The sequence below is a fragment of the Streptomyces sp. NPDC028711 genome (genome assembly GCF_055565415.1).
Genome location: NZ_JBVHUJ010000009.1, coordinates 86,717 through 110,952 on the forward strand (window position 1 = coordinate 86,717; position 24,236 = coordinate 110,952).

At 69.3% G+C, this 24,236-nt stretch carries 27 protein-coding genes; all 27 read right to left on the reverse strand.

The features are described 5' to 3' along the window. The 27 genes from ACZ4VK_RS26110 to ACZ4VK_RS26240 all read right to left on the reverse strand — a co-directional run bounded on the left by ACZ4VK_RS26110 (window position 1) and on the right by ACZ4VK_RS26240 (window position 24,234). Complete coding sequence (locus ACZ4VK_RS26110; protein ID WP_468356613.1) at window positions 1-930, reverse strand: hypothetical protein; 930 nt, start codon at window positions 928-930, stop codon at window positions 1-3. A 111-nt stretch (window positions 931-1,041) separates the two neighbouring features. Beyond that, a complete protein-coding gene (locus ACZ4VK_RS26115; RefSeq protein WP_468356616.1) occupies window positions 1,042-1,761 on the reverse strand; it encodes a hypothetical protein in 720 nt (239 codons plus the stop codon). 402 nt (window positions 1,762-2,163) lie between these two features. After that, window positions 2,164-3,030, reverse strand: a complete 867-nt coding sequence (locus ACZ4VK_RS26120) for a hypothetical protein (protein ID WP_468356619.1) — start codon at window positions 3,028-3,030, stop codon at window positions 2,164-2,166. A 58-nt stretch (window positions 3,031-3,088) separates the two neighbouring features. Continuing rightward, entirely contained in the window at window positions 3,089-3,745 is a 657-nt protein-coding gene (locus tag ACZ4VK_RS26125) for a DUF5983 family protein (RefSeq protein ID WP_468356622.1), read from the reverse strand. Window positions 3,746-3,895: 150 nt separating this feature from the next. Next, the gene (locus ACZ4VK_RS26130) at window positions 3,896-4,399 is read right to left on the reverse strand and encodes a hypothetical protein (protein ID WP_468356625.1); all 504 of its coding nucleotides are present in this window, start codon (window positions 4,397-4,399) and stop codon (window positions 3,896-3,898) included. A gap of 91 nt (window positions 4,400-4,490) precedes the next feature. Then, on the reverse strand, window positions 4,491-5,153 hold the full coding sequence (locus ACZ4VK_RS26135) for a hypothetical protein (RefSeq protein WP_468356628.1): 663 nt from the start codon (window positions 5,151-5,153) through the stop codon (window positions 4,491-4,493). A gap of 159 nt (window positions 5,154-5,312) precedes the next feature. Further along, on the reverse strand, window positions 5,313-6,152 hold the full coding sequence (locus tag ACZ4VK_RS26140) for a hypothetical protein (protein WP_468356631.1): 840 nt from the start codon (window positions 6,150-6,152) through the stop codon (window positions 5,313-5,315). A 213-nt stretch (window positions 6,153-6,365) separates the two neighbouring features. After that, window positions 6,366-6,914 (reverse strand): hypothetical protein, encoded by a 549-nt coding sequence (locus ACZ4VK_RS26145; RefSeq protein WP_468356634.1) that lies wholly within the window; start codon window positions 6,912-6,914, stop codon window positions 6,366-6,368. 103 nt (window positions 6,915-7,017) lie between these two features. Beyond that, window positions 7,018-7,239 carry a hypothetical protein gene (locus ACZ4VK_RS26150; protein ID WP_468356637.1) on the reverse strand — a complete coding sequence of 74 codons (222 nt, stop codon included), beginning with the start codon at window positions 7,237-7,239 and terminating at the stop codon, window positions 7,018-7,020. Between the two features lie 40 nt (window positions 7,240-7,279). After that, window positions 7,280-7,561, reverse strand: a complete 282-nt coding sequence (locus tag ACZ4VK_RS26155; protein WP_468356640.1) for a hypothetical protein — start codon at window positions 7,559-7,561, stop codon at window positions 7,280-7,282. A 164-nt stretch (window positions 7,562-7,725) separates the two neighbouring features. Beyond that, window positions 7,726-8,097: a hypothetical protein gene (locus tag ACZ4VK_RS26160; protein ID WP_468356643.1), complete on the reverse strand. Its 372-nt coding sequence runs from the start codon at window positions 8,095-8,097 to the stop codon at window positions 7,726-7,728. 351 nt (window positions 8,098-8,448) lie between these two features. After that, window positions 8,449-9,147, reverse strand: coding sequence for a hypothetical protein (locus tag ACZ4VK_RS26165; protein WP_468356646.1), 699 nt, complete (start codon window positions 9,145-9,147; stop codon window positions 8,449-8,451). Window positions 9,148-9,633: 486 nt separating this feature from the next. Then, window positions 9,634-9,996, reverse strand: coding sequence for a DUF6354 family protein (locus tag ACZ4VK_RS26170; protein ID WP_468356649.1), 363 nt, complete (start codon window positions 9,994-9,996; stop codon window positions 9,634-9,636). A gap of 68 nt (window positions 9,997-10,064) precedes the next feature. Beyond that, window positions 10,065-10,412 carry a hypothetical protein gene (locus tag ACZ4VK_RS26175; protein WP_468356652.1) on the reverse strand — a complete coding sequence of 116 codons (348 nt, stop codon included), beginning with the start codon at window positions 10,410-10,412 and terminating at the stop codon, window positions 10,065-10,067. Window positions 10,413-10,587: 175 nt separating this feature from the next. After that, window positions 10,588-11,172 carry a hypothetical protein gene (locus ACZ4VK_RS26180; RefSeq protein WP_468356655.1) on the reverse strand — a complete coding sequence of 195 codons (585 nt, stop codon included), beginning with the start codon at window positions 11,170-11,172 and terminating at the stop codon, window positions 10,588-10,590. After that, on the reverse strand, window positions 11,169-11,966 hold the full coding sequence (locus ACZ4VK_RS26185) for a hypothetical protein (protein ID WP_468356658.1): 798 nt from the start codon (window positions 11,964-11,966) through the stop codon (window positions 11,169-11,171). The genes ACZ4VK_RS26180 and ACZ4VK_RS26185 overlap by 4 nt, the downstream gene beginning before the upstream one ends. A gap of 46 nt (window positions 11,967-12,012) precedes the next feature. Continuing rightward, window positions 12,013-12,162: a hypothetical protein gene (locus ACZ4VK_RS26190; protein ID WP_468356661.1), complete on the reverse strand. Its 150-nt coding sequence runs from the start codon at window positions 12,160-12,162 to the stop codon at window positions 12,013-12,015. Window positions 12,163-12,758: 596 nt separating this feature from the next. Beyond that, the gene (locus tag ACZ4VK_RS26195) at window positions 12,759-13,763 is read right to left on the reverse strand and encodes a DUF3427 domain-containing protein (protein WP_468356664.1); all 1,005 of its coding nucleotides are present in this window, start codon (window positions 13,761-13,763) and stop codon (window positions 12,759-12,761) included. A 449-nt stretch (window positions 13,764-14,212) separates the two neighbouring features. Beyond that, window positions 14,213-14,689, reverse strand: coding sequence for a hypothetical protein (locus ACZ4VK_RS26200; protein WP_468356667.1), 477 nt, complete (start codon window positions 14,687-14,689; stop codon window positions 14,213-14,215). Between the two features lie 591 nt (window positions 14,690-15,280). Then, window positions 15,281-16,828 carry a hypothetical protein gene (locus tag ACZ4VK_RS26205; protein WP_468356670.1) on the reverse strand — a complete coding sequence of 516 codons (1,548 nt, stop codon included), beginning with the start codon at window positions 16,826-16,828 and terminating at the stop codon, window positions 15,281-15,283. 804 nt (window positions 16,829-17,632) lie between these two features. Then, window positions 17,633-18,010 (reverse strand): hypothetical protein, encoded by a 378-nt coding sequence (locus ACZ4VK_RS26210; protein WP_468356673.1) that lies wholly within the window; start codon window positions 18,008-18,010, stop codon window positions 17,633-17,635. Between the two features lie 451 nt (window positions 18,011-18,461). Continuing rightward, window positions 18,462-18,935, reverse strand: coding sequence for a hypothetical protein (locus ACZ4VK_RS26215; RefSeq protein ID WP_468356676.1), 474 nt, complete (start codon window positions 18,933-18,935; stop codon window positions 18,462-18,464). A gap of 125 nt (window positions 18,936-19,060) precedes the next feature. After that, window positions 19,061-19,999 carry a deazapurine DNA modification protein DpdA family protein gene (locus ACZ4VK_RS26220; RefSeq protein WP_468356679.1) on the reverse strand — a complete coding sequence of 313 codons (939 nt, stop codon included), beginning with the start codon at window positions 19,997-19,999 and terminating at the stop codon, window positions 19,061-19,063. 122 nt (window positions 20,000-20,121) lie between these two features. Continuing rightward, window positions 20,122-21,333, reverse strand: a complete 1,212-nt coding sequence (locus ACZ4VK_RS26225; RefSeq protein WP_468356682.1) for a DUF932 domain-containing protein — start codon at window positions 21,331-21,333, stop codon at window positions 20,122-20,124. Between the two features lie 333 nt (window positions 21,334-21,666). Continuing rightward, entirely contained in the window at window positions 21,667-22,296 is a 630-nt protein-coding gene (locus ACZ4VK_RS26230; protein WP_468356685.1) for a hypothetical protein, read from the reverse strand. A 951-nt stretch (window positions 22,297-23,247) separates the two neighbouring features. Continuing rightward, window positions 23,248-23,469, reverse strand: a complete 222-nt coding sequence (locus ACZ4VK_RS26235; protein ID WP_468356688.1) for a hypothetical protein — start codon at window positions 23,467-23,469, stop codon at window positions 23,248-23,250. Window positions 23,470-23,553: 84 nt separating this feature from the next. Beyond that, complete coding sequence (locus ACZ4VK_RS26240; RefSeq protein WP_468356691.1) at window positions 23,554-24,234, reverse strand: hypothetical protein; 681 nt, start codon at window positions 24,232-24,234, stop codon at window positions 23,554-23,556. Window positions 24,235-24,236: the final 2 nt, after the last annotated feature.

A 24,236-nucleotide genomic window follows, 5' to 3' on the forward strand; every position in this document is an offset into this window, starting at 1 on the left:
TCAGTCCCGGGCGCAGGCGACGCGGGCGTGCGCGGGGTGCTTGAGGACGAACAGGACCTTGTTCTGGCTGCCGGAGCGAATCAGCTGGGTGTACTGGGGTCCGCCCCACAGCGTCCACCGGTCACCGGCGATCTGCGGGGACCACGTGAGCGCGTACCGTTCGCCGTCGGCGGTGATGACGTCCCACCATCCCCGCTGGGGGCGGGCCGTGATGGTGGTGTCCGCGACTGCGGGTACCGCCGGGCGCGGTCCGAACCGGCGCTCGTTGTAGGCGAGGTAGGCGCGGGTCGGCACTATCGCCAGTACCGCCGTGTCCCGCTGGGTGGCGTGCTGGCGCCAGTAGGCACCCGGCGCGCACCGGAAACCGGCTTTGCCCAGGGCCGTGATCGCCGCGTCCGCTCCGGCGTGCTGCGGGCTGCGGTGGCTGCCGTCCAGCTTGATGGGCTCGTGGTTCTGGCCCCCGTCGGCGCCGATCAGATGCAACGTCGCACGCCCCGAGAGGGGAGAGACGTACACGTGCGCGCTGGTCGGCCGCGTACGCTCCTCCGCCTTTCGGTCCCGCTCACATGCCTGTTCTTCCTTCTGTTCGGCGGCCGTGCGCGGGGCGGGCGCCTCCTCGGCCTCCTGCTGCACCTTGATCCTCCGTACAGCCAACGCGACCGCTTCCGTACGGCTGGTGATGTTGTCGGCGCGGAGCACGAGGAACGTCCCGGCCTTCGTGGTGGTCGTGGTCTCGGCGTAGCGGACGACCCAGCGGCGCCGCATCCCTCCGCCGGTCAGAGGAAGGGACAGCATCGCGTGAACGAACAGGGTGACGCCGTGGGCTTCGAAGTCGTGTCCGGTGACGTCCTCGGTGGTGTCGAAGGGGGCGCCCGGCGTGACGAACGCGCGGGTCTTCTTCGTGAGCTTGGGGCCAGTGGTGTCGGTCACCGGTAGTTCCTTCCAGGTGGTGAGGTGATCTTGCGAGTGCGTGCGGCTGGGTGCTCCCCGGCCCGACTTGATCGGGCCGGGGACCTGCTGTGGCGGGGGCTGAGCGATGCTCTAGAAGGGAGGGCAGCACTGCGGCGTGCAGACAGCCGCGTGCGCTTCCGCCTCGGCCTCGGCGCGGGCCCGCTCGGCCTCGGCCTCGGATGCCGCCTTCCTGCGCCGCTTCACACACGGCCGGTCGTCGCACGGCCGGTGACCGATCAGGGCATCCGTGGACGCGTGGAAGGTCTCGATGACGCCGGTGTCCTCACACGACCAGCACAGTGGCGCCGGGGCGTGCAGGTTTGCGCCGTCCACGACGTCCACGCATCCGGTCCCGTTTGACGAGTCGTACCAAGCGCCCTGACCGTCGGCCTCGATCCACTCGATACGACGCCCGCAGTGCAGGCACTCGCGCTCCGGCTCTGGGGCCTGGACACCCAGGAATGCGGCGACGGCTTCCGCGCACGTCTCGGCCTGCGCCGCCGGCCGCACGTTGTTGTCGGAGAACCCGTCGTACACGAAGCGGGTGTTCGTCTCGTCGGTGACGACGGCGGCCACGGCCATCAGCTCACCACGCGGGATGTCGTAGTGGGTGGCGCCGTTACACGAGGCGGCGTGTATCCACACCGGTGCCCGGCCGGGCACCTCGGCCACCAGGTACTCGTTCGGCAGCGACGGCCACGGCTTGTCCACGCGGATGCTGGTGACGCCGTGGCGGGTCAGTGCGTCGCGCAGGAGTGCGCCCATGTGCAGGTCGGTTCCGGGGTGGGTGCGGGTCAGTACGGCGGCCATGTGATCGCTCCTGGTTCGGTACGGCGGGACGCTGCCCCGGCTGCTGGTGTCGGGGCGGAGTGACTCAAGGGGGCTGTCGTCACCTCGCCCCGACACATGCAATCTATGTTTTTCAGATCATCCATTCAATATGCGCTGCTCGGGAAGCCGCCCGAGAAATCCAGGTACACGGGGCATGGGACATCAGCCCCAGGGCCACCGCTCCCTTCTTCCTGCCGCGCCGTTTTCAGGCCAGGTGCCCCGCGGGGGCCGTGCTTGGCGGTGAAGGCGTCTTCGGCTCGCAGAGCCTGTACGTCGGGTGTGGTTCAGGTACGGCGGCTGGTCCCGTAGGGGGCGTGGCGGACTCCGCCGGGCTTCGGGAAGTGCAGGTCGGGGTTCTCAAGGCCGGGGAGTTCGGTTGTGTCACTGATCCGCCTGGGGGGTGTGGGCCTGGGCGGCAGCCTCGGCGGTGGCTTCGATGTCGGGCTCTCCGAAGCCGTGGTAGACGAGTCCGTCGCTTCCTCCGTAGGAGTCGAAGTCGGCGGGGTCGGGGCCGGTCGCGTGGGCGGCTGATCCGGTGCCAGCGCAGTGCGGGCAGTGTCCTTCGGGATGGGTGAAGGTGCTCTGCTGGTCGGTGATGAGGGCGGTGAGCATCCGCAGCAGGCCGGGGTGGACGTCGACGGTCGTTCCGGCGACGGTGACGGGCACGGGGGTGGTGTCGCTGGCCTCGGCCGGGATGGCGTGGGGGTGGCCGGTGTTCCAGGCGTGCAGGGCGCGGGTGAACTCGGCGGCGGGGACGGTGTGCGGAGTGCCGGGCGCGTCGGCGGCCACGGCCGGGGGCGGGGTCGGGTACTGGGCGCGGGCCCGGGCGACGACGTCGGCGGGGATGATCGCCACGGGCCGGTTGCGCAGGACGATGGTGCACGGCTCGCCGTCCTCGGCGGAGGCCAGACACACGTAGCGCCAGCCGGTGTCGGCGGTGCGGCTGTGATCGGCGAGAGTCCAGCTGTCCATGGCGTCGCAGGCTTCGCAGCCGGTGCACGGACAGGCGGGCAGGGAGTGCGGGGCGGCCGGGTAGGGGTCGGGGATGTGCTCGACGGGGCGGGGGCCGGGACCGGTCGCGCCGGTGAACTCGGCGAGCAGGAGGTCGCCGGGGCCGACCTGGTGGGCGCGGCGGACGACGGCGTCATCGAGGGTGAGACCGTGCGGGAGCGGCGGGTAGTCGTCGGTGGTGGGCCGGTCGGGCAGGGCGAGCGGTTCGGGGTGGCCGGCGAGGACCAGGGTGCGCATGACGGGGCCTTTCTGGGGGGTGCCGGACGGGGCGGCGCGGCAGGTGGCCGGGCGGGGGTCAGTCGTCGAACACCGGGAGCTGTTCGGTCGTGTCGGCGTCCGCGTCGAAGAGGATGTAGGCGCAGTCGTGGGCGCGTGCCAGCTGCACGATGGGCAGCAGTTCCTCGGGCCAGGCGTGCGTCCGGGCCAGGTCGGCGGCGCCCACTGGTGCGTACATCAGCCAGCCGTGTTCGAGGCGGTAACTCAGCACGCCCTCGATGGTGTTGAGGACGTCTCGGGTGGCTGGCGCCAGGTGCAGGGTGGACAGGTCGAGGAAGGACCGGATGCGGCGGTGAATGCCCGCGGCGGGCTGGGCGGATTCGTCGCGGGCGTGAGGGGCGACGGGAATGCCGTGGGCGTTGCACTGGGCGCGGCGGGTGCCGTCCTGGGGGGTGTGGGTGATGTACAGGCCGTTGTCGGCATCGGTGGGGTACTGGGTGATCGTGAATGCGGTGTCGTGGGTGGTGTCCAGCAGTGAGGCGGTGAGGAGTTCGCCGGTGTCGGTGGTGGTGCGGGTGGCGTAGACGCAGCCGGTGTCGACAGTGGTCAGGGGGTCGGGGTCGCTGGCCCCGGGGTCGACGGCGAGTCGGTACTCGTTGAGGACGTCGAGGACGGTCTCGCGGTCGTCTTCTCCGGTGGCGTGGATGACGGCCTGGAGAATGGTCAGCTTGGGCACAGGGGTGCCTTTCGTGGCGGGCACCGGCGCCCGGGGCGCTGGGAGACGCCGGGACCGGGCGCCGGTGCGGGTGGGGTGGTGAGCGGCAGGAGAGCGCGGTGTCGTCCACGGCGGAGCGAGAGGGCCGGGCAGGGCGCGCGCGGGGGTGGGTCAGGCGGACAGGACGATGCGCATGTGCTCGCAGTAGCCAGGCTTCTCGAAGCGGGTGAGGCCGTCGAGGACCCGCCCGATGGACCCGAAGCGGTCGCGGTCGCGGAATCCGCCCTCGATGGGCTCGGCGCGTCCGCCGTACATGGCGGCCACCTTGGCAGCGCGCCACCCGGGGCCGTCTTCGTAGTCGAACACCACGGCGTCCGGCCGCTGCTCGTCCTGGGCGAAGTGGCCGGTGAGCGCCTGGCGCAGCGCCGCCCACTTCCGCTCCGGTACGCCGTAGTTGCTCGGGGTGATGTCGCCGACGGGCCTGCCCTTCGAGCCCCAACCGCACCCGGTGCAGTACCGCTGTCCCCGCCCGTTGTGGGCGCCGCAGACGGCGTTGGCGCACTGCCACAGGTACCGGGCCGCGCGGGCGGCAGCGAGGATGTGGGGGACGCTTTCGCTGTCGGCTCGGTTGAGCAGCCGGTCGAGGACGATCAGGTCGTTGTCACGTTCAGACATGGGTCTCTCCGGAGTCGGGTCAGGAAGTGAGGGCGGGCGCAGCAGCGGGAGGGCGGGCCGGCCCGGGGGCAGGGCGGGCGCTTCGGCGGGGTTACTTCACCGCGTCGGTGAAGGACTTCACCGTGTGGATCAGGACTGCCAGATCGCCCCACAGGGAGCTGGTACGGGTGAGGGGGATCTCTTCCTCCGGTACGTCCCCGTCCTTGGGCCCACCGTTCAGCAGGCGGTGGTAGGCGCCGAAACGTCGGTACTCGGCGGCCGGGACGGTGAGGGTTTCGTGCACCGTGTCCCAGATGGAGATGTCGTTCCCGTCCGGCAGCTCGGCCAGCAGGCCGGAGTACGACATGGTGCTGCCCGGGTGCACTCTGGTGGGCATGGAGTGAGCGGCGAACGCCCGTTCCAGCATCATGTTGAGGCTCCCGCCGAACCTGTCGGTGAGATCGGTACCGCGCTCGGTCTCGGCGGCGTAGCGGGTGACGGCTTCGGCCGCCCACAGGGCGTCGGTGGCGGCGTCGGTGGCGGCGTCGGTGGCGGCGTCGGTGGCGGCGGGGCTGTCGTAGACGGCGGTGCCTCCTGCGCGCGCTGTCCAGCGGGGGCTGTCACCGCCGGTGGTGGTCACCGTGATCGGGGTGGCGTTGTGCAGTTCGACGGTCAGCACGTGCTTACCGGTCGGGGATGCGCTGAGGCCGTGGGTGGTCAGCATCGTCTGCATGGCGGTGATCGTGCTGTCCGGTCCAGTCTGGCTCTCGGCCATGGTGTGAGTCCTTCTGTTGAGAATCGTCGGTGTCGGGGCGGGGAGGTGGCCACTCCGCCCCGACACCTGCAATCTATGCTGTTGACGATCTCCATTCAATGAAGGTTGCGTATGCAGAGGCATCCTCGCGTCTGCACAGGGCTGGTCGGACTGTCGGGGCTACGGGACGCGGCGGTCCACGATGAAGGAGGCCGCGTTGTCCGCCACGAACATGCCGCGTGAGCCCTTGGGGCCGACGGCCGACCACACGCCGCACCACTCGCCCGTGACCGCGTGCGGGACCGGCTCCAGCGTCCAGTCGATGCCGTGCGCAGTGACGGTCACGACCCCGCCCTGCCGGGCGAAGGGCTCCAGCCCCTTCGCGCGCAGGGCCGCGACGAGCAGCGCCGACGACTCGGGGGCCTTCAGCGGTACTTCGACGTCCCGTCGGACGGCGTTGGCGCCCTGGACGGTCCAGGCATCCTCACGGACCAGGGCCGCGCCCGCCCACCGCTGCAGGAACAGGCGCGGGACGTGTCCGGCGGCGTGGACGTCTGCGAGGTTGAGCACGGTCCCGGCCCAGGAATGGACGACGTCGTCGTCAGCGTCGGTGTCGGTGGAGTGGGGCGGGTTCGGTTCGTCGAGCCGCACGCGCATTCCGTGCGTGCGGACGATGTCGCCCGCGCGGAGTTCGCCGGATGCCTTCGAGACGGTGGTGGTCGCTGGGCGGAGGTCCTTCAGCGCGGGGGCGTCGCTGTCGCCGTCCTCCCGCTCGACGCGTGCGACCACCTCTCCCCCGGCCGCCCACACGTCGCGTATCCGGCCTCGGCCGCCCGGCACGTACCGAGGGTCTTCCTCGGCGTCGACGATCCGGCCGTCGTACTCGACCAGGTCGCCCGGGGCGAGCCCGGAGGCGTCCATGGCCGTGCGGACATCCGAGGCAGAGGACTCCCCTGCCGGGGCCGGCGGATGGCCGGGGGCGTGGTCGGGAACGCGGGTGGCGTCGGTGTTCTTGGTCATGCGGAAGGGGTGCCTTTCTCAACAGGGCGGGGGTTGCGGGCTGCGCAGTGTCCCGGAGGGCCGGGGCCTTGCGGTTCTGTCCGGGCGTGTGGCCGACGCTGCTGGGTGCGGCCAGGGCGTGAGCGGTGCCCGGTGTCGCGTCCGGCGGCTATCGCGGGTGCCGTCGGCGGCGGGGGCTGCCCGGGCGCACCTGGGGGCGCGCCCGGGATCGGGTCAGTGCTGGGGGTCGGACTTCGCCGTGGTGGCCGGTCCGGGCTGCTGGTTGCAGGGGCGGGCGTTGTCGACGCCGGCCTTGCCCGCGAGGCGCATCCACTTCGCGAGGACGGCGAGCACGTTGCGGAACCACCGTTCGGTGTCGGCGGTGGCGGCGAAGGTGTCGGCGTGGAGCCGTTCGAGTTCGGTGCGCAGTACGGACTCCTCGGCGGCGGAGTTGGCGCTGACGGGGTTGAGCGGGGGCAGCTCCGGCAGGGGTGCGCTGGTCAGCGGTACCTCGATGTAGTCGAGGGCGAAGCGCGGGATGCGGGTGTCGGGGTGCTGGGCGATGAGGTCCTGCGCGCTGGAAAGTGCCGGGATCGCCGTGCCGAACGGGGCGTTCGTGGTGCCGTCGTAGGACTCGAACGCGGTGGCGGCGGCGTCCAGGTGGTCGGCGATGAGGCGCAGCACGGGGATGGTGGCGGGCGCGGCGAAGCGGTCACGGGCCACATCGGCGGCGATGCGGGCACGGATGGCGGCCTGCTGAGCGGGGTTCATCGCGTCGTTCATGAGGTACCTCTCTACGGTCGGTGAAGGCGGTCTTCCGGCGCCCGGGCTGGGACCGGGGGGGCCCGGCCGCCCACCGGAACGTGGTGGGCGCCGGGGGCGGCTGTCAGCGGCACTTCTCGATGGCTTCGGCCGGGCTCGCGGCGTGCACCACTCCGACGAAGCGGCTCATGTGCTCGGGCAGTTCCTCGTCCAGGTCCGCGGGGATGTGGAGGCCGGGGAAGACAGCGGTCACGGTCAGGGTGGTGATGGCCCAGTCGTCGAGGGTGGTGTGCAGGCCGGTCACGGTCCACTGCGGGAGCGCGGCGGTCGCCGGGTCCATGTGCATGGCGGTAGTCCTTTCGGGGCGGACGGGTCGCGGGCGGCCGTCAGCGGCAGGTGCAGCCCTTGGGGGTGAGGCGGAGGACTTCCGGCGGGGTGAACAACTCACCGCGCGCCATCTGGTGGGCGAACCAGTAGAGGGGGGTGGCGTAGCCGCCGCGCGCGGCGGCGTCCTCGGTGTCCGCGTGCCAGAACACGGTGCCGTTCTCGACCTTGTCGATGGTGCAGCGGTTCGTCTTGCCGGAGCACCGGTTCATGGGGTGGTGGACGAAGGTCCAGCCGGGCTGCGGCTTGGGCCAGCTGGGGTGCGGTGCGAGCTGGGAAGTCATGCGGTCCTCTCCCGGACGGGCGTGTTCGGTGTCGGGGCGGAGCGGCGGGGGGATTCACCACCCCGCCCAGACACCTGCAAACTATTCTTATGCGTCTACACATTCAATAGTTGGGCCCGGCGGTACGCACCGGCCCCCGGGGGCGGGCCGGTGCGTGCGGCAGGTCAGGCGTTTCGGCGTTCCGCGAGAGACGCACCGCGCCGGATGGCCTTGGCCTCGTCCCAGCCGAGCGCAGCGGACGCCTCGAACACGACTTCCGCGGCCGGGGCCAGCGTCTCCTGCGCCTGGAAGAGGAACAGCAGCCGACCACGGTCGGCACTGCCCTCGGGTGCGCCGAGGAAGAGCGCCTGCGGCGCCGCGAGAGCTGCGGCGCCGTGCTCGGTGACGTGCTTGATCTGGGCGATGTATCCAGCCCAGTAGCCACGGTTCACGGTGTCCTGGTCGGCCGCGTTCTTCAGTGCCGCGACGAAGGCGTCCGCGGCGTCCGTGAGCCGCTCGATCGCGGAGAGGGCTCCGGCGGTGATGTTCTGGGGCATGGTGTCCTCCGGTGGGGTGTGGTGCAGGGCGGCGCGGTGCTGCCGGGACGACTACCCCGCAGCACCGGGGCCGGTACGGCGATACGCCGCAGGGCCTGGCGAGTTGGACAGAAACGAACGTAAGAACCAGCCGGCGGACGGAAGCCACCGGGCCCGGTGGCCACAAAGGCCGGGCGGGCGGGAATGCCGGGAAGGCGGCGGAGCCGCGCCGGGCCGGGCGGGTGGCGGAGCCGGGGGCGGGAGCTCCCCACCCGGCCCGGCCCCGGGGGGCCTGTGCCGCCCGGGACTACATCAGGCCGCCGATACCGCGCCCGGCCATCCGACCACCCTCCACGGCGAAGACGTCGTCGGTCAGACCCGGGCGCGGGCGGCCTGCCAAGCCTTCGCGTTCCACTCGCGGGTCAGCTCGTCGGCGTAGGCGACGGTGCGCGCGGCCTCGGAGTCCAGCGCGGCCACGATCAGGACATTGCCCCGGATCTCGTCGGCGCGGCGCTGAGCGGCGGCGGCTTGTTCCTGGCGCGCGGTCTCCTCCTCCGGCACGCGCCGCACCAGGTAGATCTGCCCGTCCCTGGAAAGGATCACGATGTAGCGGCGGAAGTCCTCGATGCGTGAGGGCCGGGCCGGGCCCGTCGTGGTGTCAGCCAGAATGGCGCGGGCCTCAGCCAACAGCTTCGCCACCTCTACAGACGCCTTCACACCCGTGTCCCGGCGGTGCTGGTTGCGGCTGTAGTAGACGCGGGCCACGTCCCGGACGGGAGCGGACTCCAGCGGGGCGTAGGTGCTGATCATCCGGCGGGCGTAGTCGTCGCGCTGGTTCCGCTCGGCCTGGGCCGCGCGGGCGGTGTCGGTCACCTTCCCCTGCTTCCAGCCCAGCGCGGTCGCCGCGCACGACGTGCCGTAGTACGCGACGTCCTCAGCGGTGCCGTCCTCGTTCCCGTCCGCGTCCAGCGGCATCAGCGCCACCGTGCGCTTGAGCCCGCGACGGCCGCAGCAACCGCACGTGTCGAAGTCGTCGACGACGCCCTTGATCTTCCACTTCGGGACGCTCATGAATGGCTGACCTTCCTTGCAGGGATCGGATGCCGGGGCGGGGCGGCAGGCACCGCCCCGACAACCGCAAACTATGCTGACGGCAAGATCCATTCAATGAACGGAGCCACGGAGCTGTCCAGCACCGCTCACGCAAGGGGCAGCGCCGCGCCACCACCACCAGCCCCCCCATGAGCCGAACAGGACTCGCGCACCCGTCGACGTACGCCGGGAGGCCCCGCGCCCCTTCTCGCCGCCCGTCCGTCAAGGCGGGATGTGGCCCAGCTCTGCACCGGTCGATACCGCGGGACTCGGCCCGGCCGGTGAGGCCGGGACCGGGCCCACGTTCCCAAGCACGACCGCCAGCAAGCGGTCTCACCGCCGGCGGATCGCGCTTCGCCCCCGACCGCAACGGCCCCTGTCCGGCTCCCCTGCGGGCCGCCCCTCCGGCGAGCGTCGCGAAGTCGTCGCCAGTCAGGCCCGCGCGCGGGTCCATCACGTGTCCGATCACTTCTGCTCGGCCGCACCGCCCGGGGCGGAGACCGCGCGGTGGGCGGCTCGGGCGTAGTCGGCCGCGGTGGCTCCAGGCCGGTGGACCTCGCTGATGGCTGCCAGCAGGGCCAGGTAGAGCGGATCGGCCTCGGCCGGGTCCTCCAGCAGCTCGAATGCCGCCGACCGCAAACGGGCCAGACTGGCACGGGTCCGCTTGCCTTCATGACCCCTCAGGTCGTGCTCGACGACCAGCTGCGCCTGACTCTCTCCGACTTCGACAACCCGCAGACGCCTGTCACGGGGCTTCATATCCGGCGCCAGGTCTCGGTAGAGCTGTCCCACCGTTACATCACTCACGATTCGATTCTCCTTCTGCACAAAGCACTTGGCGCCCCTCCCCCGCGGGAGCCATCCAGCCCCGGGGCCGATGACGGGGCGCGCCTGGTCTACTGCTGGTGGGCGGCCAGGCGGGCGAGCTGGCTGGTCTGGTCGCCGGACCCGACGACGTAGCCGCCGAACCGGCCGTAGGCCGTCGTGGTCGCGCCGAGCCTGTCCGCCGGCGGGAGCACGAGGGACCCCTTGAAGGTGTCATCGCTGGGCTCGCTGCCTTCGTAGAGACAGACCAGCACCCGCCCCAGAGTGTCGACCCCGGTCGCCAGGACGTGCCCGGCAGGCGTGGTGGAGTCCACGCCGCTCCATCGCACGTCGAAGGCGGCCAGGCGCACGGACGGGGGCCGTTTGGCGGGAGCGCGGCCCGCGCCGTCGCATCGGCCGCCGGCGTGAGCGCCGACCATCCCGTCTTTCCTCAGGGCGAACTCTCCTGTGCAGACCGGACAGATACCGCGACTGCGGGTCATCGTCCCCTCCTCATCCATGTTGGCTACTCATGAGCGCCTTGCCCGGCCGTGGCCGACCGGGCAAGGCGCGCGGGGGCGCACCGGCGGGTCAGCCGGTGCGCCCCGGTGGTGGTCAGTTCGGCGATGGGCTGCTCGTGTTCCGCGCACTGACCTGTGCTGCCCACTGGGCGAGCACGGCGAAGTCGTGGTCGGTCAGGCCCGTGCGCGGGTCCACCTGGTGCAGCAGGGCCGGACCGGTGTGGTGGCGGTCCACGTACGCGCGGTCGGTGTCGTTGATCTGGTCGTCGATCCAGGCGAACGGCCGTCCGGCCGCGTACTCGACGACTGTCCACGTCTTGAAGTACGTGCCGTCGGGGCGCAGCACACTCTGGTCGCCGAACTCGATGACCGGCAGGTCCCGTTCGCGTGGGAAGCCGATGCGCCAGCCGATCCAGTCGTTCGCGTCGTGCTCCCACGTCGTGGCCCATACGAGGTCGTACGGCAGCGCCATGAGGGCGGGGCCGTGGGCCGGGTTCAGCCACACCCGCAGCGGCTTCACATGCCGCTCCGGGGTGCCCTCGTGCTGGGCGATCCAGGTGTCCGGCTTCATCCGGTGCGTCAGGTAGCCCGCCGGACGGCGGTGCGGCTTCGCGGCGAAGGGGTTGAGGGGCCCGTCCACGTCCACCAGTAGAAGCGGCAGGGGTTCTGTGTCCGTCATCGCCCGTCGTCCTCCGCGGTCGTCTCCTCGGCACCGTCCTCGACGGCCAGGTCGACAGTCAGGTCGGCGCCCTCCTCGGGCCGCAGGAGTTCAGCGAGTGTACCGAGGGCGGCGCACAGTACGTCGTCGTCCAGGTCGACGGTCTCGTTCGGGTCGTCCTGGCCCGGGGCATACAGCTCCACGTCGCAGACTCGGTAATCGCCGTGGCCCATGCCCAGCTTGGAGTCGCGGGCCTCGAACACGGCCGTGTCGTACTGACGGCCGTCACCCGGCACGAGGAGCCGGACCCGGCGGGCGATCACGTCGCGCAGCGCAGCCTCCTCGGCGTCGGCGGCGGTCTCCCGCAGTTCGGTCAGCGTCGCCGGGCCCATGGCGTCCAGGAGACGGCGCAGCGCGGTCCTGCGGGCCTGCCTGCGGGCGTGGCCGGCGGCGACCTGGGCGCAGCACTGCGCGCGCCAGCACACGCACCGGTGGCAGTCGGCGCAGGTCTGGGTCCGGTCGCAGCCGCACCGGCAGTCGAAGGGGCGGCAGTAGGCGCGGTGTTCCTTGCGCGGAGTGGAGGGGACGGCGGCCAGGGAGCGGGACAGCTCGGTGACGTCGCGGTCTTCCTCCACCAAGTTGGCGGCCAGGGTCTGGCCGTCGGCGCGGAGCATCGCGGCGAGACGGTCGCAGGTCTGCCGGTCGACCGCGAGGGCGTACGCCTCGACCTGCGCGCCGAAGAGCAGCGGAAAGGAAACCGGGCCGTCAGGGGCGATGCCGGGCACGTTGCCGGGAGTGATGCCGGGAGTAGTCATGATCGTCTCCAGTCGAGAATCAAGGGTCAGAGATCGGGGGTCAGGGTCATGGGGTGGGGGGTCCTGGAAGGGTGAACTCCCGCTCGTAGACGGCACCGAGGACGGCGGGCGGGTAGAGCCACGCCCCGTGATCGGGGTAGGCGACGCGGGCGTTGAACGCGGGGGTCCAGGTCGCTCCGCCGTCGTCGCTGTGCATGGTGGGGCCGAGGCAAGTGGCCCGGTGCCCCGGAGGGGTCGGTGACCGTGTCGCCCGGCCTGACCTCCTCACCCATGGCCGCGCGGCACAGACGACGGACGGCCTCACCGGCTCGTCGGGCCGGTGGAGTCCTCCGCACAGCGGACTGCGGGTCACGGTGCACGGCCGGGCGTCGGCCAGGACCGTACGCACCCCGGCCGCGATGCCGACGCGTCGCCGTCACGGGCAAGCCAGCCGGCGGTGAACAGCCCGGACGGGGGCGGCGCAGGGAAACACCCGTGTGGGAACCGCAGCGGATTCGTCAGCAGCATCACCGAACCTCAAAGCGGCGGGGCGGGGACGCGGCGCCGAGCCGCGCCCCCGATAGATCAGCGGTGCTCGGGGCGGGAGCCAGCGAGCCACGCGGTGTGGCGCTTACGCCCCTCCACCAGAACCGCACCCCGCCGCCGTGGGGCGGCGAGGCACGGCCCACCGGAGGGGCCCGTCAAGCGAGGGAAGCAGCAGCCAGCAACGGTTCAGGTCGGGCGCCGCACTCGGCGGCGGGGGCGGTGCGTGGGGCCGCAGAGCCACCACCCACCCCCCGGCAAATCGCCGAGCTACCCGGTTGTCGGGAGGGAGGTCCATACCTCGTCGGGCAGCGGGTGGTGAAGGCGCCACGTGATCGCCATGGGCTTGCTGCCCGTGTGCTGTTCGTACGTCGCAGGACCGAGGAGGGTCCACGGCTGGGCCTTGCCGATCGGCGTGTCCTTGTCGGCCCGCAGGAAGAGCAGAATGTGACTCCCCCGCTGTGCGTGCTGCTGATAGCGCTGTCCCGTAGGCGAGGTGTTGGCCGTCGAGTTTTGCGATTCCCAGTGGAACCGGGTTCGGCTCAGGGGGTAATCCTTGTAAGACGTCGTCGGTGAGAAGTCTCGCTCGTTCTTGTTCAGGGTGATCAGTAGAGCGTCCGTCCGGTTCTCCGCGTCCCACAGGACACCTTGGGCGAAATAGCCGGGCAGCTGCCCGCCGAGGCGAGCCACGCCCAGGGCAGCGAGGATTTCCGAGCGGTTGTAGGCATGGTGGACGCTCAAAGGGATGTGGGCGTGCGGGCCTGCCAGCGGCGTGGGCTGGCGCAGTGCTCTGTGTTGCATCAGATGGGCGAGGATCTGGCTGATTTCGCTCCGGACAGCGGGCTGCTGGCGCAGTGCGTCGAAGCCGCCCTCGTAGGAGGTGAAGCCACCGGCCTTGTCCCAGAGGTTGAAGAAGAGCATCCGGGCGAGGGTCTTGTCCCGCTCTGGGAGGCTTCCATAGAGGGGTGCGTCGTCGGCTACGAGCCGCATGTATGCCCCCGTGCGTTCGGTGTCGTCGGCGTGGAGGAAGACGTGCATGCGCTTGAGCAGTTCCTGCTCCCCTGGTGCAACGGGGCCAGGGACGAGGTCTGCGCGGCGCAGGACAGCTGTCCACGAGGTGTTGCCCCGGTACAGATCGGTGATGTCGCGGCCCGATCGATCAAGGAAGTCGGACAGCCGGGTCACACCGAGGGACTTGGCCTCTTGGGCGAGGTTGCTGATGGTCGGTTTCGCCGGGCTGGCACCGACGGGCTTGGCGAGTTCGGGATGGGGCATAGATCAGTTCCCTTTTCATAGAAGAGGCGCCGTTCAGGGGCCTCTGACTGGAGATGAGCGGGCGATGAAGGCGGGGCCGGTGATGCCCGCCCCTTGATGTGATGGGCAGGTGATCCGGGGCGACCGTCCACGGGGTGCGTCGCCCCGACGTAGTGCGACGGGAGCCGCTGCGGTGCGTTCCGCACCCGCTTGCCTCACATGCAAACTATGATGCCGCATGGATACATTCAATAGAATGGATGCGTCCAAGCAGGAGGTTGATTGAGGGAAGGAAAAGGGGCCGCGCACGGGGACGGTGGGGCCAGCCCGGACGGGCCCCACTCGCCCCTTTCCGCCGCCTCGCCCCACGTCCACCCGCGTCCGCTGGGGACGCCGGGCGGAGGGCTTACTGGTCGACTTGGCAGCACCAGCGCGTACTCGTGGGTGCGACCGGTGCCGGTTCCTTGCCCTTACGTTCCATACGGAGCGGCTGTACTGATTTCCCCCTCCCAGGTCAGGCAGAAGCCATAGGTGCGCTCCATGAGCGCGCGGTCATCGGAAGACGCGCAAAGGTCGCCGTACTGGTCATAGACCGACCATCCGTGGATCGTGTGCACCAGCGCGAGGCCCTCGGCGTTGCCTGGCGCCCAGAAGCGGATCTCGGCTCCCAGGTCGTCATGATGCTGCTGGCACAGCCGAAGGCCCAGCGCCTTCCGTCGGCCACAAAACCCCGCGCTCGGCATTCCGTAGGCCGTCTGCAGTCCGCACCACTGCCCGCCCCGCCACGGTTCATCGGTGAACGCAGGGTCAGACAACCCTGGCGACTCAACGACACGGAGCACGTGCGCGGTCTGCGACAGCTCGTCCCGGACCATGCGGCCCATGTGGCTGACTGCCGTAACGGTCTGGCCCTGCCGGGCGACTACGGTCCACGCCGTGCCGTCCATGGGCATTTCCCATGCGATCCGCGCGCCTCGCGCGCGACCGTCGCGGTCGACTACATATGCCGCCCCCAGGCCGGGATTCACGAATGTGTCCCCCGCTCTCAGGTCATCAGTCTTGATCTCGCGGGCGTCCCCCCAGGTGTAGCCGTGTGGCTCGGTCGGGGTAGATGTCTCCTTTGGCAGAGAACTAGACACGATCGCTTTCCTTCCTCGAAGGTCCCGCATTGGGGCTTGAGCGGTGGCAAGGAGCCGGGCGTCCCGTACGCACTGCCTGCGGACGAGGTAACTGCAAACTATGTTGCTCATGCCCTTCATTCAATATCTCTCCGAGCGGAGATCGGTGGGCAATCCGCACAGCCGCTTGGATGCAGGGGAATGGCTCGGCAGTGCGGAGCGTCGCCGCGGGGAGGGGGCATTCGGCATGCGCGGAGGCTCGTCTGAGACACTCCTTCCGTCCGTCACGGCCGGCGAGCACCGCCGAAGCAGGGCACTGGCTGATGGCCCACGAGAGGCCGTCGCGTGGGGCAAATTTGCATGGGCGCCGGGCCCCCAGCGGCGGGACCCGGGCCGGAGCGCCCGGGTCCGTCGGTGGACTCAGTGCCAGGCGATCAGTTCGCGAGGGGTCGCGGCCAGTGGATGCCACGGGGTGAGAACAGCCTCCTGGACTGGCCCCGGCACTGAAGATCGTGCTGCGTGCAGTTCAGCCCGCTCCTGGGGGGGTATGCCGAGCCGGTACAGCACGGCCTGGTAGCCGGTGACCGGCTCGTACCAGTCCTCGCCCTGAACCGCGGCGGAGATGGCGGCACCCATGAACGGGCTCACGGCGTCGGCGATCATCTGAGAGATGTTCCGGGTCCCCTTCGCTCCGGTCCGGGCGGGGATGTAGGTCCACGGGTAGTCCCGGCGGAAGCCCACGAGGACACCCAGATCCGGCAGGGAGACCTTGGCCGTGCCCTCACCCTGGGGGACTTCGGCCGGGCGGAACCGGACGCCGTACCAGGGGGCGGTGACGCACTGTCCGACTTCGTTGAGGGGGAACGACCCGCCGCCCATCGGTTTGCCGGTCTTGGGGTTGAGCTTGCGCTTGCCTCGGGTGTCAGCCCACCAGTCCGCCGGGAGGTTCAGGGCGTCGGCGACGGTCACCACCGGGAGGGCGGGGCGGCCCTGATAGGGCTCGATGCGGCGATCCAGCTCGGGAGTCCAGTCGGGCAGCTGGCCGGTCCGCTTGAGCACCTGCGCCCACATCTCGCGGGCCGCCGCCTGGCCGTCGACGTGGTCGGCGTACCGGGGCTGCTCGTAGCGGGTGGCGACCATCCAGGCCCGCTCGCGGTGGGTGGCCGCACCGTAGTCGGCAGCGTCCGCGATCTGCCATGAGCACCATGCCCAGCCGAAGCCTTCCACGCTGGTGATCTCGGACTGGATCGCCTCCGCCAGGGCCGGGGTCTGCCGCAGCAGGTTCGCCGACTGCTCCATCGTGATCGACACCAGGGGAGCGCCGATCTGCACCAGGCACATGGGCCAGATCAGCATTTCCGCCATGAGCGCGGTGCGCTCGTCGGAGACCACCGAAGCAGCCCACTCGCGGAACGCGGCGGGGGTCATGCAGGGGGGCAGGTGACCGCCGCCGCACTGCTCTCCCCACCCGTCGGCGTCGGGGTGGTCCTCCATGTCGTCGAGCACGTCTCCGAAGTATCCGTGCGGGCCGCCGTAGAGGCTGCACAGGTCGTCGACCTCCAGGAAGCCGAACGCCTCGGACGCCTGCCACATGATCGACTGGAGTTCGGAGATCTCCGCGCCGTTCCAGCCGGACCGCTTGCCCGCGTCGGAGAGGGTCTGGCAAGGCGGCGAACCGTGGAAACGGCGGGTGCAGCGCAGGGCGGGGTGGCGCGGGTCCAGCGTCCTGATGTCCGCCTCCACGACCCAGTGACCGGCCGCCCGGGCTGTCGCCGCAGCGTCCCGGTTCTGCTCGATGAGCACCCAGTCGCCGCCGTCGTCGACCAGCGCGCGCCCGGCGGACATGCCGCCTGGCCCGCCGAACGCCTCGACACCGCGCTCCGGGTCGCCCTCCTGCCAGTCCCGCGCCCAGTGCGGCGGGTACGGCGCGGCAAACGCCGTGCAGTCCTTGCAGTCCGCGCACGCCACACCGGCGCCGCACGCCCCGCAGTCGGCACAGGTCCACCCGTCCCACGCGAACGTGGCAGGCCGGAACCCGTTCGCATACAGACGCCCTTCCGCATCCGTAACTTCCGCATCGTCTGTCGCGGTTATCGCACTCATTTGGAACCCTCCCTGTCGGTGTGTCCAGGGCCGCCCTCCCGGCCACACATGCAAACTATTAAATTGATGGATTCCATTCAATAATTTGGCGCGCGTAAAGCGCATCTGAACTGCGCATATGGCGCTATGCGGCGGGCGGCGTGCTACCGGGCTGCCCAGCGGACCATTCCGCCCTTCTAGTCAGCTTCTTTCTGTTTCCTTTACGATTCCGGACAGAGGTGTGCTCATGGGCGTATGAGGATCGCGTGCGTCCCAATTCGCCGCCATACAACATGGCGGGCACCTCGGATGCGCTCGGGGCCATATGTCCAAGTGGCCCGACCGTTGGGGCTCCATGTCAGTTCGAATACTCCCCGCGCCGCTTGAAGGCCCCTGATCCGCAGCCCGGAGCGAAAGAAGCCAGAGTCAAGATCTGGGACGAATTCCTCGAGTACCACTCGCTGGAATCGCCGGCGCTGGACCGGGGTGAGTTTGACGAGATCGGACGCGAAGCGCTGCGACATCTCGTAGGTCGGCATGGTCTTCTCCGTGAACAGCACGATCGCCCCCGACTGCTGCCGGGGGCGATCTCGATTGATGGGTAGCGGTGTCCGGGCCTATGACGGTCGGGCTGGGTCTTCTCGGAGTGGGTCGGGTGCCTTCGTGGCCGGCGCCACGAAGGCACCCGCCTCAGCGGCGGGCAGTGCCTGACTTCTCCGCGGTGACCCAGTTGACGCGGGCGATCCCCGCTGCAATTTGGGCGAGCGCAGCGCGCGCAACGGTCGGTTTGAGGCTGCTGTCGAAGAGTCGCCTGGCGTCGTCGGGGTCCAGGCCGAGCGCGGCCGCGGCCACCACCTCGACGTTGAAGAGCAGCCCGTGGCGCTCGACCAGGCGTCGCCAGGCAAGGCGGCGAGAGTGGGTGTAACCAGCAAGATGTGCTGCCCAGCCGGCTGTGCACATGCGCACATTTTTGGACGGAGCATCTCGCGGGGACGGTTCCTCGGTGCCACTGAACCAGCGGGTCTGGTCGAAGTGATGTGGCTCGGCCTCGACGCGGTTGATAAGCATCTGGGCAAACTCCGCCGCAGGAGGAGTGGTGCAGGCCGGGCGGGACATCATCGGTGTCTCGGCAAGTCGCGTGAGGCGACCGCTTCGAGGGCGGCTGAAGCACTGTGCCTGACCGTCCTGGCCAGAGACGTGCAGGAGGTCTCCGAATCCGACGGCTCGCGTGTTGTAGGGCCAGGCGGTGCCTTCGTCGTCGCGGCCTTGGTGATGTCCGACAAGAAGGGCAGCTTCAGCGGCCTTTCGCGCGCTCGAGCTCCGGATGACAAACCTGAGGGGACGGCCGTCCTCGGAATCCAGGAATGAGGTCACCCAGTCGGTGGGCTGGTAGTCGGCAAATTCGCTACGCGCAGCTGGTGGATTGCTCTGGTTTCGGAGGGGGGGTGACGGTGAAGGCATCCGACATGGCGGGCTCCTACGTGGGGTTGGGGTGGTTATGCGCAGGTCCGGGCAGCACTCAGTGGCGGTCGGAGCCCTTGCGTAGGTGCTCGACTTCACCAGTGCGGAGGTCGACGCGGAGGATGTCCTCGTGGTCCGGCGGGTCGAGCTCGGCGAGTCGGCGGAGGGCGCTGCGCAGATCGGGATCCGTCAGTTCGGCAGCAAGGCGCACTTCGACAGTGGTGTAGGTCTGGGTGCTGGTCACGGTGTGGCCTTCGCAGGGACTCAGCGCGTCGATGAACGGGTTCCAGGTGGCTTCCCCGTGTTCCTCGGTGGTGGTGAAGTACGCTGATCCGCTTTCGTGTTGGTCGTCGGTGTCGTCCAGGAAGGCGCGAACGCGTTCCACCAGCAGGACTGCTAGGGCCCTCTGTGCGGCAGAGGGGATGGCGTCGGCGAGGGCGTCCAGGGCGTCAAGGGGAAGCAGGAGGAGGACCTGTTTGGCCTGTTCTGGTGTCGAGAGGATGGCTGCGACTTCGGCGGGGGTTGGGCGCATGGTGATGGGCTTTCTGAGTCAAGTGGGGCCCTGCGGTTCGGGATGCTCTCCCACAGGGCGAGCCGCAAACTATTGAGTCCAGTGCACTGATTCAATAGGTAGGGCGACTTCAGGGAATCTGGTGGTCAGTGCCAATTCACAAGGTCCCTGGGAGCTGCGGCGAGGGGGTGCCAAGGGGAGTCGAGGGCAGACTCCGGCAGGGAAGCGAGGAGTCGGTTGCGCCAGGCCTGGGCGTAGCGGGGGCAGTTGGAGCAGCTCTTGTGTGTACAGCCGGGTAGGGGCGGCCGGCGGCGGGCGCTGTAGGACCAGGCGAGGGAGTCGCTGGAGTACAGCTGGTGGCATGCCGCTCGTAGTCCGGTCACCTTGAAGCCGAATCCGTGAAGCCTGATTCCCAGGCCGGTCAGGGTCTCGACGATTGCTACGGCCTCCTGGGTGCTCTGGCGTCGGCAAACTGAGCCGAGGCCGACGCGCGGCTCCGCGGTGAGGTCGATACCCATGGCGTCGTACATCTCGACGCACCGAAGGTAGTCGTCTCGCGTCCACCCCTGCAGGACGGGCATCCAGGGAAGGTTTTCGTCGCGCCACAGGAGGTTGATGTAGCTGGCCACGGTGCGGCTCTGATGGTCGTAGACGGTCTGGCCCGTGCGCGCGAGGATCTCGGGTTCGCACATCCAGTCCTGTATCGAACAATATTCCAGTTCTCCGATTTCATCGTTGTAGCGGCGCACAGCGATGGCGTAGGACTTCGGGGACACGGTCCATTCCCCGTACATGGACAGTTCCGTGAACGCGCCGGAGTCCAGAAGCCAGGGGGTAACCGCGCGTGGGAGTGTGCGCCGGTCTGCCAGTCGGCGGTGCGATACGCACAGGGGGACGGCGCGGCTACCTCCGAATTCGTCGCGGGCCAGCCACGACGGTTCGTGTGTTCCCAGGTAGGTGTTGCGATCAGTTTCTTCGTACTCCCGGCGCTCCCGCCATCTTGGATCTGCGACCGGGTCCGGGTGCTCGACGGTATGAGGGCGTTGGTGTGCAGCGTCCAGCAGACGGGGGGTGGAAGGCGTCACGGTTCTGCTCCATGGTTGTGCGGTCGGTCCGCCGGCACATCGCTTGTTCGGCTGGTCGTTGGGGGGTGAGTGAGGTGTGGGGCCCCGCAGGTGCGGGGCCCCACATGTCAGGGACGCTGTGCTCAGCGCGCGGCGAGGGCGAGAGCGTCGATGGCCTTGGCTTCGAGAGCGTGCGCGGCGTCTGCGTCCTCGACCGTCTGGGCGACGGAAGTGAAGGCCTGCATGACCCCGCCGGCCGTGGTCTGGCCACCCTTGATGAAGTGGCGCAGAATCGCGTCCGCGGTCTCGTCCGGGATGTTGAGCTGCTTGGTGACTTCCTTGACGGTCGCGCCCGGGTCGTTGATCTCGGTTGCGGCCCGCTCCGTGATGCTCTCGATGAGCCTCTCCACGTAGTTGTGTGAAAGGAAGTGGGCCACGGCGTCGGCAGTCTTGGAGGTGATGAGTTCGAGCTCCTTGGTCTGCGTTGCCACCGACCAGTCGATCGTGCCCTCCTCCATCCGCGCACCCACGTGGACCGCCTGCATGGTGTCCTTCTCGATCGTCATGCCGTTGCGGCAGACGCGGAACACCGCTCGGGGAGCGATCCTGACGGCCCCACAGCCCACCTCGGAGTTGGTGATGACCAGTCCGGCGTGCACTTCGGGAAGTTCCGATCCGGTCTGACCGGAAAACGGGGACCGGTAGTCCTTCAGCAGTTCGCGCGCGGCGACCACGACCTGCGGAGCTTCGATGCGGACATACATCCTGCGGTCGCTGAGGTCGCAGCCTGTGACCTCGACCGGGTGTCCGGCCTGGTGGACGCCTTCCAGTGCGGCTATGAGGACGTCGAGGTTGTCCATCACCTTGTACTTGTCGCTCATCAGGGCGCGCGCCACACCGGTTCCCCGGCTGCGGTCCTGGAGGGTACGGACCATGAACTTGCGAGTCGGCTCGCTGGCGAGCCAGCCGTTGATGTTCGCGTCGTACAAGCCGATCTGCTCGCGCCGGGTCTTCTTGAGGTAGCCGACCGGGATTCCCAACTTGGCTCCGGCCTGCTCGTCGAGGACCTCCGTCGGCAGGAGCAGTGCTTCCGCGCGTCCCACGCCGCTCGCGGTGATCGCCGTCGGGTCCCCGGCGATTCGAAGCATTCCTCCCACCATGCGCAGGTCGGAGGCTGAGGTGATGATGTCCACCTTCGAGTTCCGCTGAGCGCGCAGGAGGGACACCATGTCGTCGAGGTTTGCGTTCCGCGCTCCTGTGATGCCTTCAACCGCAGGCGCGATGCGGGCGATGGTTCCGGCCGCCGCGTTCCCCTGGGGCTCTGCGGCAAAGAGCGTGTTGAGGTCGAGTTCCATTTCTGTGCCTCCGTCTTAGTGTGTCCGGACCTCCCGGCCACAACTGCAAACTATTCATTTGATGCTTCTCATTCAATAATGCTGGGGCGGAATTCGGCGGCATTTCGATGTGCCGCGGGGTGCGTCAGAAGCTGCCTGGGCGCCCCAGCCGCACCCCGCTCACCCCAACGGCTTGGCCCCGAGGGCAAGACCGCGCCCCTTCTCGCCAGATGCCCAGTGCTCCCCTTAGCTGCGGAGAGCCGGAGAGCCGCCGTGAGACGCTGCGCCCTCTGCCTCTCTGGCGCGGGTCGCCGCAACAGCCCGCACCAGAGAGGTGTTCTGCCGATTCAGGGTTCAGTGGGGCGTGCCCGGACAGGACACGCGGGGCCTTCCGCACCTCGCAGCATGGTGGTCCTCGACCATGCCAACAAGCTGCGGAAGTGTGTCTCCATGCTCGACGTCACACAGGCGTTGGCTGCACGCTGAGTGAACGAGCTCGAGATCGTGCTTGGCGGGGTCGTCGGAGCCCTGGATCTGGTAGTCATCCCAGCAGATCTCCGCGACGGGCGGGACCGGGAGGTCTGCTGAGGTGCTGGCCGCATTCGTTGCGGCGGCGATGGCCCAGGCTTGCGCGGCGTCCTCGTCGTCCTGTTCGCTGGCTGCTTCCTGGGGGGCGAAGGTCTCCAGTACGCGGCAGGCCTCGTCTGGGGCCTCCGTTGTCAGGCAGTCACAGCCCGTCGCTGCGTGGCGGAGCAGGTGTACGTAGCTTGTGCCAGGGAAGCGCCCTGCCGCGTTGAGCGTCGCGAGTTCGCGGCGCACCTCAGGCAGGAGGGCGCGCGCGGTTTCAGGGGTGTCCAGCAGGTCGCAGAACTCCCAGCCGACGGCGATGCTGTCGCGCTCGGCGTACAGCGCGTACAGGCCGGTGGAGTCGGATGTGGATGCGTCGGTGCCCTCAGGGTCCGACAGGGCTGCTACTGAGTTCATGGGATGCTCCGCTGTTTAGAGGTGAAGACTTGTCGCCCTCACGGAAGTCACCCGCAAACTATGTAACTAGACAGGCTCATTCAATGAACTGCATCCGTTGCTTTCGCCCGATGTTCCCGGGCCCCTTGAGCACGGGCGCCTGCCCTGGCTGAGAGGCGACGCACGGCGGTCAGGCCTCGTCGCGCGGGCGCCACTCATGCCGCAGGTTTTCGTGGTGGTTGAAGGCGAGCTGGGTGTGGACGCGTGAGTGGCTCACGCGTCTCTCACCTCACGAGCGGAGCGGCCTGTCCGCCTGGCCGCGCCCTCACTTGGGGCGGTCTGCCCACAAGACAGTGGGCATCTGGAGATGCAGGCCGTGTAGTCCGTGTGTTACTGCGGGGCCTTGGTCGGTCCGTCCCAAGCCGGATCTGCCAGCACGGCGTGGTTGGCGGAGTCCCAGGCAGGGTCTCCTGGCGTTGCCTGGCTGAGGGCGCCAGCTGAAAGCGCGCTGCCTGCCGCGATGCTGGCGGCCACCGCGAGGCCCAGTACTGCCGCAACTGCCGCGGCTCTGCGTCGGATCGCGCGAGAGCGGGTGGGGTGTTGGTCCGAAGGATGGTGCGCAAGGTGACAGGTGCGGTTGGTCGCTGTTGCTCTGGACAAAGGAGCCTCCATCAGTGGTGATTGGCCTGGGCCAAGTTTGCACTTGCGGGAACAGTACCCGCGAGGAGCAGAGCCGGAATGGCTACGCTCGTCCCGCACGGCGTTGCAAAAGGCCCTCCTGTCCCGCCTGGCGGGACGGGACCACGTGGACGTGGTGGTGCCTGAGACATGGCGACGGGCCAGCAACCACCCCTGCACCAAGTGCTCGAGGTACCGCGATCGATACTGTCGCGGCCTGGAAGGGGTTGCTGGCCCGTCGGTCCATCAGAGTAGCGCGCGCCGGCCGTGGTCCGCCACGGTCGGCTTTCCCAGTTACTGCTCGCGCGGGGCAGTTCGGCGCCGGTGCCGCCGGGTTTTTACGATGAAGGCGCCAGCTGCCGCGTAGCCGAGCAGGGAGTACCAGCCGTCCGGCGCTACTACGCGCCAGCTCCAACCGCTGCCAATGTAGGTGGCGCCGAGCGCGATGGTCACGGCGAAGTAGAGCAGGCCGACTACCATCGCGACCTCGACGAGGGTGAGTCTCCGTCGCTCCACGGCTTCACTTCTCCTTCTGCTCGTTGGCCGGGACCGGGCGTAGTGTGCCAGCCGCGAAAGTCAATAGATCATACGGGACTTGGGTCAGCCCATGCTCTCTGGTATCGCGGTCAGAGCGGCGTGATGGCGCAGCAGGCTCATCCGGGCCATTCCCTCGGCCAGCGTGTGGCGGCTTTGAGCTGCATTTTCGGGCCGTTGGCGGCGCCATGAGGCGACTGCGTTGTCAGCGCACAAGAGGGTCAGGCACGGATTCATCTGCTCGTTCCGGGTCTCAGCAAGCCAGAGCCAGGTCTCTGCAGCGGCCTCGAAGTTTCCGGTGAGCCAGGCGAGGTTCGCCCAGTCCTCGGCCGCGTGGAGAGTGACGGGGTGTTCGGCGCCGTACTGCATGGTCAGGTCGATGACGAGACTCTGTGCGTGGTCGGCTGCTGCCGTGGGTCCGCCGTTTGTGGCGAGTTGCCTGGTGGCCATCAGCCGTGCCTCGAGCTCGGGGTGGAGGCCGGCGGGCAGGGGGCGGGCCGGTGGCGTCTGATCTGGCGTGGTGATAGGGATGTGCAGGGTCTCGGGTGAGCCTTCCTGCTCGATGTGGGCTCGCAGGATGAGCTCGGGCCGGGCGCGGGCCCTGAGGTGGGCGAGGGCTGTTTCGGTTGGGGTACGTCCTGCCAAGACGGGAATGGCACTGCCGTCGACAGTCACCGTGTGCGATCCGATGGCCAGGTGGGTGGAGATGCTGCGTGGCTTTTGCGTGCCGGGGGCCTGGGGGGTCATGG

Coding starts and splice junctions, on each gene's coding strand:
- ACZ4VK_RS26195 (WP_468356664.1), bottom strand. CDS start 13,763: ATGCCCCATCCCGAACTCGCCAAGCCCGTCGGTGCCAGCCCGGCGAAA.
- ACZ4VK_RS26185 (WP_468356658.1), bottom strand. CDS start 11,966: ATGACTACTCCCGGCATCACTCCCGGCAACGTGCCCGGCATCGCCCCT.
- ACZ4VK_RS26115 (WP_468356616.1), bottom strand. CDS start 1,761: ATGGCCGCCGTACTGACCCGCACCCACCCCGGAACCGACCTGCACATG.
- ACZ4VK_RS26225 (WP_468356682.1), bottom strand. CDS start 21,333: ATGGAACTCGACCTCAACACGCTCTTTGCCGCAGAGCCCCAGGGGAAC.
- ACZ4VK_RS26150 (WP_468356637.1), bottom strand. CDS start 7,239: ATGCACATGGACCCGGCGACCGCCGCGCTCCCGCAGTGGACCGTGACC.
- ACZ4VK_RS26180 (WP_468356655.1), bottom strand. CDS start 11,172: ATGACGGACACAGAACCCCTGCCGCTTCTACTGGTGGACGTGGACGGG.
- ACZ4VK_RS26240 (WP_468356691.1), bottom strand. CDS start 24,234: ATGACCCCCCAGGCCCCCGGCACGCAAAAGCCACGCAGCATCTCCACC.
- ACZ4VK_RS26160 (WP_468356643.1), bottom strand. CDS start 8,097: ATGCCCCAGAACATCACCGCCGGAGCCCTCTCCGCGATCGAGCGGCTC.
- ACZ4VK_RS26140 (WP_468356631.1), bottom strand. CDS start 6,152: ATGACCAAGAACACCGACGCCACCCGCGTTCCCGACCACGCCCCCGGC.
- ACZ4VK_RS26230 (WP_468356685.1), bottom strand. CDS start 22,296: ATGAACTCAGTAGCAGCCCTGTCGGACCCTGAGGGCACCGACGCATCC.
- ACZ4VK_RS26175 (WP_468356652.1), bottom strand. CDS start 10,412: ATGGTCGGCGCTCACGCCGGCGGCCGATGCGACGGCGCGGGCCGCGCT.
- ACZ4VK_RS26145 (WP_468356634.1), bottom strand. CDS start 6,914: ATGAACGACGCGATGAACCCCGCTCAGCAGGCCGCCATCCGTGCCCGC.
- ACZ4VK_RS26155 (WP_468356640.1), bottom strand. CDS start 7,561: ATGACTTCCCAGCTCGCACCGCACCCCAGCTGGCCCAAGCCGCAGCCC.
- ACZ4VK_RS26190 (WP_468356661.1), bottom strand. CDS start 12,162: ATGCACAGCGACGACGGCGGAGCGACCTGGACCCCCGCGTTCAACGCC.
- ACZ4VK_RS26210 (WP_468356673.1), bottom strand. CDS start 18,010: ATGCTTATCAACCGCGTCGAGGCCGAGCCACATCACTTCGACCAGACC.
- ACZ4VK_RS26165 (WP_468356646.1), bottom strand. CDS start 9,147: ATGAGCGTCCCGAAGTGGAAGATCAAGGGCGTCGTCGACGACTTCGAC.
- ACZ4VK_RS26135 (WP_468356628.1), bottom strand. CDS start 5,153: ATGGCCGAGAGCCAGACTGGACCGGACAGCACGATCACCGCCATGCAG.
- ACZ4VK_RS26200 (WP_468356667.1), bottom strand. CDS start 14,689: ATGGACGGCACGGCGTGGACCGTAGTCGCCCGGCAGGGCCAGACCGTT.
- ACZ4VK_RS26130 (WP_468356625.1), bottom strand. CDS start 4,399: ATGTCTGAACGTGACAACGACCTGATCGTCCTCGACCGGCTGCTCAAC.
- ACZ4VK_RS26120 (WP_468356619.1), bottom strand. CDS start 3,030: ATGCGCACCCTGGTCCTCGCCGGCCACCCCGAACCGCTCGCCCTGCCC.
- ACZ4VK_RS26215 (WP_468356676.1), bottom strand. CDS start 18,935: ATGCGCCCAACCCCCGCCGAAGTCGCAGCCATCCTCTCGACACCAGAA.